Here is a 257-nt window from a genome sequence, read left to right as displayed (position 1 = left end):
CATCGAACCGATGGAATGCTCATTTCTAAGCTTTATACAATCAGAAGCAGTTAGTGGTGGAGCCAAACGGGATCGAACCGTTGACCTCCTGCGTGCAAGGCAGGCGCTCTCCCAGCTGAGCTATGGCCCCGTATTTCTACAGGCGTTTCCCACACAAAATTGGTGGGTCTGGGCAGATTCGAACTGCCGACCTCACCCTTATCAGGGGTGCGCTCTAACCAACTGAGCTACAGACCCAATTTCGGGCTGCTTCTATA

General features: G+C 52.5%; 2 tRNA genes. Both read right to left on the bottom strand.

What is annotated here, in order from left to right:
* Window positions 1-54: 54 nt before the first annotated feature.
* A tRNA-Ala gene (locus ACM6IT_RS00015) sits at window positions 55-130 on the bottom strand.
* 30 nt (window positions 131-160) lie between these two features.
* Window positions 161-237, bottom strand: a tRNA-Ile gene (locus tag ACM6IT_RS00010).
* Window positions 238-257 lie beyond the last annotated feature (20 nt).

The sequence above is a fragment of the Pseudomonas sp. IT-P4 genome (assembly GCF_949767755.1).
Lineage (GTDB): Bacteria > Pseudomonadota > Gammaproteobacteria > Pseudomonadales > Pseudomonadaceae > Aquipseudomonas > Aquipseudomonas monachiensis.
The sequence above is the reverse complement of the archived record's forward strand: the minus strand, read 5'-3'. Positions and strand labels throughout refer to the sequence as shown.